The 11085-nt window shown below is 46.7% G+C and carries 10 protein-coding genes and 1 rRNA gene; 3 read left to right on the top strand and 8 right to left on the bottom strand.

The features are described 5' to 3' along the window. Positions 1 to 76, bottom strand: a 16S ribosomal RNA gene (locus QUB06_RS32800); the annotation flags it as partial. Between the two features lie 783 nt (positions 77 to 859). Then, positions 860 to 2797 carry a serine/threonine-protein kinase gene (locus QUB06_RS32795; RefSeq protein WP_333438822.1) on the bottom strand — a complete coding sequence of 646 codons (1938 nt, stop codon included), beginning with the start codon at positions 2795 to 2797 and terminating at the stop codon, positions 860 to 862. A gap of 502 nt (positions 2798 to 3299) precedes the next feature. Between QUB06_RS32795 and QUB06_RS32790 the strand changes: the two genes are divergently transcribed. Together QUB06_RS32790 and QUB06_RS32785 are read left to right on the top strand one after the other, a co-directional pair. Continuing rightward, on the top strand, positions 3300 to 3782 hold the full coding sequence (locus QUB06_RS32790; protein ID WP_333057691.1) for a 2Fe-2S iron-sulfur cluster-binding protein: 483 nt from the start codon (positions 3300 to 3302) through the stop codon (positions 3780 to 3782). Positions 3783 to 3820: 38 nt separating this feature from the next. Then, the gene (locus QUB06_RS32785; protein ID WP_333288475.1) at positions 3821 to 4291 is read left to right on the top strand and encodes a phycobilisome protein; all 471 of its coding nucleotides are present in this window, start codon (positions 3821 to 3823) and stop codon (positions 4289 to 4291) included. A gap of 338 nt (positions 4292 to 4629) precedes the next feature. On the opposite strand, the gene QUB06_RS32780 is transcribed toward QUB06_RS32785, so the two are convergent. The 5 genes from QUB06_RS32780 to QUB06_RS32760 all read right to left on the bottom strand — a co-directional run bounded on the left by QUB06_RS32780 (position 4630) and on the right by QUB06_RS32760 (position 8453). Beyond that, entirely contained in the window at positions 4630 to 5796 is a 1167-nt protein-coding gene (locus tag QUB06_RS32780; protein ID WP_333438821.1) for a pentapeptide repeat-containing protein, read from the bottom strand. Between the two features lie 242 nt (positions 5797 to 6038). Further along, on the bottom strand, positions 6039 to 6701 hold the full coding sequence (locus QUB06_RS32775; RefSeq protein WP_333163339.1) for a V4R domain-containing protein: 663 nt from the start codon (positions 6699 to 6701) through the stop codon (positions 6039 to 6041). A 50-nt stretch (positions 6702 to 6751) separates the two neighbouring features. After that, positions 6752 to 7219 carry a phycobilisome protein gene (locus QUB06_RS32770; RefSeq protein WP_333438820.1) on the bottom strand — a complete coding sequence of 156 codons (468 nt, stop codon included), beginning with the start codon at positions 7217 to 7219 and terminating at the stop codon, positions 6752 to 6754. Positions 7220 to 7389: 170 nt separating this feature from the next. Then, on the bottom strand, positions 7390 to 7656 hold the full coding sequence (locus QUB06_RS32765; RefSeq protein ID WP_333042386.1) for a hypothetical protein: 267 nt from the start codon (positions 7654 to 7656) through the stop codon (positions 7390 to 7392). A gap of 95 nt (positions 7657 to 7751) precedes the next feature. Beyond that, positions 7752 to 8453, bottom strand: coding sequence for a V4R domain-containing protein (locus QUB06_RS32760; RefSeq protein ID WP_333438819.1), 702 nt, complete (start codon positions 8451 to 8453; stop codon positions 7752 to 7754). Between the two features lie 274 nt (positions 8454 to 8727). Between QUB06_RS32760 and QUB06_RS32755 the strand changes: the two genes are divergently transcribed. Then, positions 8728 to 10569: a caspase family protein gene (locus QUB06_RS32755; RefSeq protein WP_333438818.1), complete on the top strand. Its 1842-nt coding sequence runs from the start codon at positions 8728 to 8730 to the stop codon at positions 10567 to 10569. A gap of 133 nt (positions 10570 to 10702) precedes the next feature. On the opposite strand, the gene QUB06_RS32750 is transcribed toward QUB06_RS32755, so the two are convergent. Continuing rightward, positions 10703 to 11085: hypothetical protein (locus QUB06_RS32750; RefSeq protein WP_333438817.1), on the bottom strand; the 383-nt coding region annotated here is incomplete at its 5' end.

Raw genomic sequence — 11085 nt, 5'->3', positions numbered from 1 at the left:
TTCTACTCCGTTCGACTTGCATGTGTTAAGCAGACCGCCAGCGTTCATCCTGAGCCAGGATCAAACTCTCCGTGTTGTTGAGTTCTTTTAAGGCTCGTCAAGTTCTTTCCACTCAGCACAAAGGCTGGTTTTTTTCCCTTGACTTTTTTCTCGTTGTTTGCGATATTGAGTATCAGCGATGCTTTTACTCTCAATCTTGATTTTTTTGACGAGGTTAATAGTGCTTTAAGCTTTCAAACTATTCTTTTTTCTAGGTTCAGTTTTGTACCTTTAGTTTGTACCTTTAGTTCGTGGTTCAGTGAACCGCTTCCCTTCTGGCGCTTTATTAATGTATCAACTCTCCCTAGAGTTGTCAAGCGTTTTGTGAAAATATTTTTGACTTTTTTTTGAACCTATACACACCAAGGGTTTGGGCATTTATGACCTGCTCTGGTATCCCCTGGCTGACTCCTCTTTTAACTATGGGGTCTTTTTTTTGGTCAAAATACGGCTTTGGGGCGGACTATTTCCCGCGCATGGGTAGAAGGACTCAGTGGTTCAACATGATGGGGCTTACTTGGAGTAGAGGTTAGGCAAAGTTAGAGTGTAAGGGGTGAGGCTGGATCACAGGGTGAGGATGACAGAAGCAGGCTGGTGCATGAGTCATATATATATGTAAGTGGTGTCTGCATTTCTGGGACTTTACTGAGGGAGGTTTGGGTCTCAGATTGAGCCGATCGCCCTTAACAATTCCTCTGATTCAAAATCCAGAAGTTGACACGACGCGGTACTCTAGCCCCGATCAAACTCCCAGGAATCGATCGCCCGCAAATACACTCTCCTGAATTACACCCCGAAACTCCTTTAGTTACCCCAGTTATCAGCCTTTGATGATCGAGGGCGAGTTGGTATCCTCAACATCTACATCTAAAAAGTGCAAGTGACTCTCTTCCTCAGTATTGACAGCAATCACCAAACCTCTATTCCCCCAAGGAGCGATCGCCCGGGGTGAGGCGGGGCTACTAAAACTCCCTACTTGAATCCCTTGACTGTTTAACACTTCTATCTGCCCCCCAACATCTGCCAACACCCATCCCCAATTAGCCACACAAGCAGACACGGGCAAAGTTTCAAGAGGAATTCGTGCTACCTTGAGTGGCCACAATTTCATCAACAGCACCGCCGCTTTACCACCTTGAGGAATTCCCAGCAAAGTATAAGGCTCAGGTGTCAACAGGATCTGTCCGACGCTGGCAGACAACCGCACAGAACCCACCGGCGTGCCGCGGCGAGTGTAAACTCTAAAAATAGTTTGGGGATTTTTTGGTTCGTTGTCCGGCCAAACTGCTAAGACGTGTCGCCGATCCAAAAACATTAATTCTGGTAAATAGTGTTCTGGTAACGGCACAGTAGCGATCAGCTTCAAGGCTTTTTTCTGATCGCCAGGAGTGCTGTTTCCAGATAAAGAATAAAAACGCAGTTCGCCGGGAACCGCTACTGTCAACCAGTTGCCGTGAGAGTCTACAGCAGCTTTAAAAGCATCTGGACCTTGCCTCAAACCCATATCCAGCAAACATTGAGGCTCCCAAGAGCGCTCATTGAGCCAGTAAAGTTTTTGCGGAGTGAGAACGCAGCAGCCGTGGGAAACCGGTAAAATGCCGCGCACGATTTCCGGCATTAATGAAATAGAAATAGACATTTCTCCTGTAACTAGCTGTTTTCCCGGCTGAGACCAAACCTTCACCTCTGTACCTACCGCAGCATAGAGATACGTTTCAGTGGCAATTAAAGCGGTCAACGGTGCTGGAAGTATCACTGGCTTGGGCTGCGAAAGCGCATAGCGGACAGTCCCAAGTAAATTAATTGCCGACAGTGAGGCTTTTTCCTCTTCAACTTCTAGCAAAGACTCAGTTTCAGACTTCAGACTTTTATCACCACTGGTTGTGGGGCTTTCCCAGGGAATAATGCAGTCGCCCAATTGCCTGACAGCGGGGTCGTACATGATCAGCCGCAGAGCTTGAGCCATTTGGGAAGCACTGGCAAAACGGCGGGCTGGCAGCTTTTCTAAAGATTTTTTGACTATTGCTTGCAAAGGTTCGGGGATGGCGTCGGGAAATTGCAACCGTTGATTCAGGTGGGCCCACCTCAAGTCTCCGGGGGTTCCCCCGAAAGGGCGGTAGCCCATTAGCAATTCAAACAGCAGAATTCCTACTGCATATATATCTGACATCGGCGAAAAAAGACCGTAAAACCGCTCAGGGGCCATGTAAGCGGGGGAACCTACGGTAGCGTCGGGAGAAATTTCTTGGTGGAGGCGAGTGGTACCAATTTCTGGCAGCCGACGCGCGATGCCAAAGTCAGAAAGCCGGGGCGACCAACCTTTTGCTCCTAAAGTTAGGAGGATATTTTCGGGTTTGATGTCGCAGTGAACTACACCTCGGCGGTGGGCGTAGTCTAAGCCTGCTAAAACTTCCATGACTAGCTGCAAACCTTCGAGTAGACGCAAGGGGCGCTCTTGTTTGAGCAGGTTGCGGAGGGTTCCTCCCTCGCAGTAATCCATAACCAAGTACCTGCCTGTAGCTGTGTGTTCTAGAGCTCGGCAGGTAACAATGTTCGGGTGCTGCAAGGTGATCAGAAACCACAATTCTCGCAAGAATTCGCTAGTTGGGGCTTTCTGATGACTAAGTTCTTTGAGAGCAACCAGTTGGCTGGTGAGGCGGGAGTCCTGGGCGGGAGCTTCTCGAACGCTGGCACAAAAGACTCGACCAAATTGTCCTTGTCCGACTAGCCCTAAAATGCGGTACTTAGAATGTTGCATCGGTCTAATTATAGAAAAAGCTTGAGCTAGTATTAAAATATGTAAATAATTCTGACAAAAATTCAAATTTTTGAATCCCTCGCCAGGTACAGCCTATGTTATCTCAGGTTCATTCTCAGCCTCCTTGAGAGCGATCGCACAATCGCACCTACTAAAATCCTTGAGCTTCGGAATCACTATCAATCTTGCCGAATGCCGGTACCCGATCTGGAACTACCTGTGGCTGCTATTTTAGTCGATCGCGACTATTACAGTTTTTTCAATGCCATCTAGAAAGTATCTAAGGTTTTAGCTTTTCAAAGCTAAGCTGGGGAATCGGGGCGAGGGAACAGCGATATGACCAAAACAGAAGTGGGGTTATGTCATAGGGGTTAGAGAGCCAGAAGCCGATGCTGTCGTCAAGGCATCTTAACCTTTTTGAGTATTAGCCAAATTTTTTTGCGCTTTGAATAAGTTGATCGTAACTTGCTAAATACTGAACTTGACAGGAGCAAACATCAATATGGTTAAAATTATTAAACTAGATCCAATTGCCGAGGAAATAGCAGTCGAAACCCGATCAAATATCCTGTCTGCCTTACTTTCCAAAGACTTAGACGTTCTCAAGGAATGCGGGGGGCGGGGAATGTGCGCTACCTGCCATGTTTACATTAAAGAAGGCATGGAAGGCTTGTCGGACATGAACCGCCGCGAGAAAAGGACGTTGGAAGTCATTACAACGGCTAAAGCCAATTCGCGACTTGCTTGTCAGGCTCAAATTATGGGCGAGGGTGTGGTTGTAGAGTTGCCTGCGGGGATGTACATTAATGCTATTGAAAATGTCGAAGCTCTGATCGGCCGCCGGGCCCAGCAAGATTTATTACACCCAATTACGGGTCAAGTAGTTGTAGAATCAGGAAAGTTAATTACTCGTTCTATCGTTACACAGCTTAATGAAACCCGCTTTCAAGTAGGACAGTATTTAGTTCGGACTAAAGAAGCTTAAAACTGATATGTTTGTATTTTAGTAGTAGAGAAAAATCTATGTTGAGCCAACTTGCGCGTTTGAGCATGGAAGCAGACGGACGCTACGCCAGTGCAGAAGAACTCCAATTTTTGAAAGACTACTTTCAGTCTTTGAATCACCGGATGAGTGCTTATAAAAAAATTCAAGCCTCTGAAACAGAAATTATGCGGCAAGTGGAAGCACAAATGCTGTCTCTAGACCCTAGTTTATTTCGGCGGGGGGGTAACGATGTCACTGAAAAGTGCCGTGGAGATATTGTGCGGGTGTTGAGGCATTCGGCGGCCGCACTGTTGATTAATGATACGGAACGATTGCGCGATCGGCTACTACTTTGGTTGCAAACTATTTTAGGCGCTGTTCAAGTTAGAAATAGTGCGAGCGTGACCTACGATGTGATGAAAAAGGTTCTCAAACAATATCTCACAGTGGAAGAAAGGAACCTATTTTTTCCGATTCTGGACATCAACCGCACTTTACTAGGCAAATAATCAAGGGGGTTGATTAACAGTAATACTTTTTCTGATATTTGCTAACAATCACTTACATTGGCCCGATGTCTTTATATCATATAGAATGAATTTAGCCACTCTGATTTAGGTGAAAAACCTCGGTAGTACGCAACCGCTATATAAATAAGTTGCCTCCCTTGCGTATCAAAGCAAATAATCAGATTGGCTAATAGCTGTAAGCGATAACCAAGCTGAAGGCAAGAATATAAGTGCTTGTAGAAATTTCTACGGGCATCGGTTGATACGCCTTTGTTGAGAGATTCTCTTAACTTATGTATTTGTTAGCAAATGTTAGCAAAAAAGTATCGGTTGACAAGTTAACGCCGATAAACTGTGCCGTTAGGAAGAGTGGCTCCAATCAACTTCGCTCCCGTCAAATCCGCCTCAGTAAGAATGGCTCCCCGGAGGTTGGCTCCTGTCAAGTCAGCTTTCTGCAAGTTGGCTTTACTCAGGTTAGCTTTGCTCAAGTTAATTTCATGCAGGCAAGAATTAGAAAGGTCGGCATTGATCAGGTAGGCTAGACTCAAGTTGGCTTTGCTGAGGTTTGCTCCGCTCAAGTTAGCTTCCATCAGATAAGCACCGCTCAAGTTAGCTTCGTTCAACAATGCCTCTGCCATATTAATTCCAGTTAAAAGTTTGCGGCTCAAGTCTACACCGCCCAGATCGGCCCCGCTGAGGTTAATACCGCTTAAGTGGCTGCCATTTAAAGTGATGTTTCTCAGGTAGGTTTTGCTCAGGTCTGCTTTGCACAAATTGGCTCTATCCAAGCAAGCTTCGCTAAGGTCTGATCCGATCAAGCACGTGCCGTTTAAATAGGCTTGAGTGAGGTTAGTTCGCCTGAGATTTGCTTTCAACAGGTTGGCTTTGCTGAGGTTAGCACGGGTTAAGTTGGCTCCGGCTAGGTTGGCTTTGGATAATTCGGCTCCGGTGAGTTGTGCTTCGGTCAAGTCTGCCTCTTTCAGACTCGCTAGACTTAAGTAAGCATCTTTGAAGTTCGCCCCGTTGAGATTGGCTTTAATCAGATAGGCTTTACTGAGATTTGCCTCAGTGAGAATGGCTTTGGTGAGGTTAGCGGCGCTCATATCTGCACCTATGAGATTAGCATTGGGAAGAATTGCTCCGGTCAGGTTTGCCCAATTCAGATGAGAGCCGGCTAGGTTGGCGCCGGTGAGATTGGCTCCGATGAGATTGGCGCCGCTGAGACTGGCTGCCATGAGGTTGGCGCCGGTGAGATTGGCTCCGCTGAGGTCAGCTTTGCTGAGATTGGCTCGGCTCAGATGGGCTTTGGTGAGGTCGGCCCCGCTGAGGTTAGCACCGATTAAGTAGGGTCGTTGTTGGTGTTGGTTGAGGTTTGCCAAAATTAGAGTTGGGGCATCGCTGGAACGGTATAAATCGATCGGACTCAACACAATGCCGCGCAGATTTGCCAGTCTAAAATCTCTTTCGCCGGCTGCATATCGAGTTAGAAGTTCATTGGCGTCCATTAAGTTCTAGCAAAATGTTTGAGGTTTTGATGGCTTTTAAATTTTATGAGTTTCTAGAGTAAGTTATGAAGTTTCTAGCTGCTAGTTATCATCAGGTTTTATTTGAATTGCTAAAACCTTATTTTTAAACTCACGAGCTTTTTTATAATTTAACTCACAGTTTTGATGATACAGTCGATAATATGGCTGCCCAAAAATCGATTTGACAGCTATTAGCAACAAAGTAATAGCTGTCAAATAAGTCAGTTTTTTTGAAAAAGTTGACTGAGAATAGCTTCATGGTCTTTACCTTCTTCGACCATAGAATCTGCTGGTTGGAGGCGATCGCGCAGCCCTAAAATAAAGCGGTTGCAGTCCGAACCCAATGATTCGCAAGATGTTTGCAGGCAGTGAAGTTCTCGACCCGTAAGCTGACTAAAGAACGAACTTAAAATACCTGCTTCTAAAAAACAGGCTGGTCGCTTAGACTTCGGGGCTGTTTTAGCAAAAAGAGAGTTAGCAATTTTTACTATTAAAAATCCATGTTCGGAATAGCTGGGGTCAAGCTCAAATGTTCCCCATCCATGAGTTTTCCAACACTGCTGCAAGGACTGAAGAAATTCTACCATTTCCATTTCAGAAACTGGCTGACCGTAGTATTCGCTGACTTCTTCGCAAAAACGCACGTAAAAGTTTTTACCCCACCAGCGACCGCAGTTGAAAAGCACGAGGCGGGAGGCTTGACCTGTTTCTTGTTCTAAGCCGATATAAATGGCTTGAATCAGTGTTTCTGGGAGTGCTAAGAGCCGATCGCCCCGGCGGTTTTCCAGCAGGCCGAGTTCGAGGTCGCCTCGGACGTAGGCATCGCTGGCAAAGTAATTTCCAGGGAGTCGGGGCTGTTTGAGTAAGTCGGCTATATTAATCATCGGAAATTAGGAATTGGGAATCGGGAATTGGAAATTGGGAAGAAAGCTGATTATTTATTACCTTGGTCAATAATTGACTGCGCTTGGTCGAAAAATGGTTGCAATATAGCCCGGGCTTGCTGGGAAAGCAATTCTTTTAAACGAGTTTGCAGCAGATTGCAAACAGTTGCTTCGATATTTTGAGTTTGGTGGGCTTCGACTATGCCGGAAAGCCAGTCTACAAGGCGCTGTTCTAGAAAATTTCGATCGTTCAGCAGCATAGCCATAGCGCAGTACCGCAAGACTAAAACCCAGTGTTTGAGCGATCGTTCTAAGGTTTCTTGTTTTTCGTCGGGGAATGTTTCTTGTAGTTTGTTGGCTACTGGTTGGAAGATGCTTGCTTCCTTCTCTCGCAAAAATTCGTAAATTTTTAAGCGCTGGACAAGGGTTACAGCTTGACGCTTAAAAGCTAGGAGTTCTTCGCCTTTTAAAAAGCGGTTTTCTGCCTGATCCAGCAGCGCCTCAATCTCAGGGTGCATGATTTTAATTAAGTGGTAATCGGTAATTGATAAAAGGAAGGAAGTTCGGCAACGAGCAATGTACGGGATTTAACGGATTTAACTAATGGATTTTGAGGGATGAGGAAAGATGGGTGAGGGAAGATGGATGAGGGATTGCCCTATTTTTTATTTTCCATTTGGCACACAGATTAAAACAGGTCAAATAGGTCATCAATGGTGACTTCTGCTTGTTCAGAAATAGAAATTACTGGCAAGGGTGGGGGTAGGGGTAGGGCACCTACTTCCGGAATTCCTTCCCAAGAAATAGCTTGAAAAAAGTCTGCTACTGGCTGGGTTAAACTCAGAAGTTGACCGGGGGTCGAGCCATTTGGGGTTTCTAAAGATTTTCCCAGCCAATTATAGTGACCAAAGAATTCTTGGACAGATTGGTCCAACCATGAAGTTTGACTTTTCATCTTTACTTCCTGCCTGGAGAAATCCACCATCGCACTTTCGATCGCGAAATTGGTGGGAGGAAAGGCAGGGCAGGGGATGTGCCTTTCCAGGTTGTTTACCGCAATATTTCACCGTGTTGCAGTCGATTTTGAATATCGCGGGCGTTGGCACCTTCGTTGAGCCAGAATGCTGCTGCATCAATTTTATCTGGGTTGCCAAGCAGGAACTTGCAATAGGTTTCTCCCATTGAGTAACATTGGAGTTCTATGCAGCTCAGAGGCTTTTTGACTAAAGAGCCGAAGAAACCGGCGAACAAACCGGCGTATAGGTGACAAACCGGTTTGCCTACGTCTCCCAATGTGCGAGCAACTGCTGAGTCAAAGAGGTTGATGAAGATGCAGCCGTGTTTGCGATCGCTCATGTCCACTTCCCAACGACCCCAACCTTGAGCCGTGAAAGGCCACCACCAAGTTTCTAGCAGAAACATGAGATTTGACTGGCGAATGTTCTGGCTGTATTCGGCACTAAACCATTTTTGAAAAAATTCGGAATCTTGGAGTCCCCACTGGCAACCAATAGTATACATGATGACAGAGGACGCGGGGCCGACTTCTTCTTCGAGCCCCTCCACCAAACCGATAATGAAGTCTTCGCTGGTAAAAATGTTGCGCGACTCATTCCAGTCGTCAATTGTACCCCTCTGGCGATCGAAAGCAAAAAAATCCTGAAACCTATAGTGGCTATGAGTTTTAGGATGCTTTTGCTTCAGTAGCGATTCGCTGTGGGGGGAGATTTCTTTTTTGGCGGTAGAGACCATTGGCGGGTTATTCCTGTTTGGTGTAGTTTGGTGAAAATTAGAGTCAAATAGACTGGTCTGTGTATCCAATTTAACTTTATTTTTCTAAAGGCAGGCACAGGGTAGAATTTTTTACTGCAATATAAAAATTAAAAATTCTAGGATGCTAAATTTGGGGGCTTGTTGGGAGTTCTGCCTTCGGACAACTGGTCTCTGAGTGCTGGCGAAAGTGGGTATAACCTTAAACGGCTATGTGTTATCGTTTTGTGCAAGCTGTCCATTATATATAGGGCATATGGGGATGAAAAATCACGCTTGTATTGCAATAGGCATCAATCAATATCAGTTACTCCAGCCTTTGAGTTATGCCCAAGAGGATGCAGAGGCCCTGTACGGTTTTTTGACTGAGGAGGCGGGTTTTGCGCCGGATGGATGTCTGCTGATGACCGATAGCTCGCCGTCGCTGTGGGGTCAATCTACATATCCAAATCGGGAAAATATTCTGAGATTGACCCAAAGCCTCTGCGCGCAACATGTGCAACAAGGAGATTTACTCTGGTGTTTTTTTAGCGGCTACGGTGTCAGCTATGAAGGTAAGGATTATTTGATGCCGATTGACGGCAATCCGGCTGACATTCAGGGTACGGGGATTCCGGTAGAGTTGCTGTTGAATACTCTGAAAAACGCTCCTACGGAAACGGTATTGGTGCTGGTTGATATGAACCGCAGCCAGATTGTGAAAGCGGGGGAAAAGATCGGCTCTCAAACGGTTGAGCTGGCGCGGGAACGGGAAATCCCGACGGTGCTTTCTTGCCGCCCGAATCAAGTTTCGCGGGAAACTTCGGCTTTGCGTCAGGGGTTTTTTACGACGGCGCTTTTGGAGGGGCTGCGATCGGGACAGTGCATGACGATTAAGGGTTTAGACCGTTTTTTGAGTGATCGACTGCCGGAGCTGTGTGACCACCATTTGCGTCCGAAACAAGAACCTTTGATGGTGGTGCATCCTCCGGGAAAGGCTAATTTGGTGATTTTGCCGGATGCTTCAGGGGTACCAACTGCTGCGTTGGCCGGACGCAACGGCAATATGACGGTTGGTACGGCTGATGGGTTCGATCACCCGCAAATGCCTACGGCTACGGCTCGAATGGATCTGCCTCCGGCAGTTCGCAATGCTGAGGATTCGCCGGTTGAGATGCCGCCTGTGTCGCAGCCGAATGCTGTGGCCCCTGCAGATCGGGGGGGCGATCGACCGAACTTGCAAAAGCCGGAGGATGAGCATAACGGGGGGTCGGATAAGTCATTTTTGCAGCAGCTAGTGTTGTGGAGTTCAGCTACGGCTTTGGTACTGCTGTTGGGTGTTTTTGTGACGAACAAATCAATTTTTATTGGTCAGCAGGAAGGAGATCCTCGATCGCCTGGTGGAAATGCCCAAAACCCTGGCTCTCAAAAATTTACTGGTACTGGGGGGTCGCAGAACCAACCGCGGGCGGTGCAAGCAGGGAGTGGAACCAAGCAGCCACCATCGAGCCAGCAGGTGTGGGCTGAGGCAAAAACTTTCCTTAAGGATGGTTCGGCTTCTAGTTTTAATAAAGCGGTGGTTAAGGCTCGAACGATTCCGCCTAGCGATCCGCTCTTCCCGCAGGCTCAGCAGGATATTGAGCGCTGGAGTTTAACGATTTTGGATATAGCTAACGGGCGGGCTGCTCGGGGCGATTTCCAGGGGGCGATCGGCGCGGCTAAATTGATGCCGGATGTCAATAAGCCTGTGTACAATCAGTCGAAAGAGGCGATCGCTCAGTGGGAGGAGCTATCCAAAGACCAGGATGTAAATACTGCTTTGCTATCGGCTGCTAAGGGTCAAATTAAGCGGGGGGTTGCCTCTTCTTACAGTAAAGGCATCCAGCAAGCTAATAAAATTGAACCCGGTCAGCCGAAGTATGAAGAAGCTCAACAGTTAATTGGAGAGTGGAGCGAAAGTATTCTCAAAATTGCTAAGTTGCGCGGCTCTCAAGGAAAGCTGAAAGAGGCAGTTGAAGCTGCTTCGCTGGTGCCGTCGGGTACTAAGAGTTATCAGCCGGCTCAGAAGGATATCGCCAATTGGAAAACTAAGCTCCAACGCCAGCAGAAAAAAGGTTGATTTAGTTGATAATTTCTCGGTTTGCCACCGGGAAATTATCTTAGCGACTGACCAAGATCGATCGTGCGCTTGCTCGATACCTCTTGATACTGCAAAAAGAGACCTACATATTGATAATTTAAAACCAATAATTTTATTCACCATTTCCCCTCCCCAGCTTCTGCGGGAGGGGATTTTCTATGCTGCCTGGTCGGTTCGTTTTTGTAGAGTGAAAGATATAGCAGAAGGAAGAAGGAAGAAGGAAGAAGGAAGAAGCAATAAAATCAATCGTCTCAGCCATTAACAACGTCCTAACGTCTTGGCGGTTGCTATATCGTATGGGCTGGTTAATTGGGGCTGCATAATAGTGGGATGATTTTGATTTTTTTTGTGAGGGGCCCATGAGCCTGAAGGCGTGTATTTTCAAAGCAGGCGGGACGCCTAACCCTACTCCCCACAATAATAGACCTCTTGCAAAAATAATTAGGACGGGCTCTCCGGCCCATCCCACAAGAGTTATTTTTTCTTGTGGGATGG

Source organism: Microcoleus sp. D2_18a_D3 (assembly GCF_036702455.1).
GTDB lineage: Bacteria > Cyanobacteriota > Cyanobacteriia > Cyanobacteriales > Microcoleaceae > Microcoleus.
Note: the sequence above shows the minus strand (reverse complement) of the source record. Positions and strands in the feature narration are given on the sequence as shown.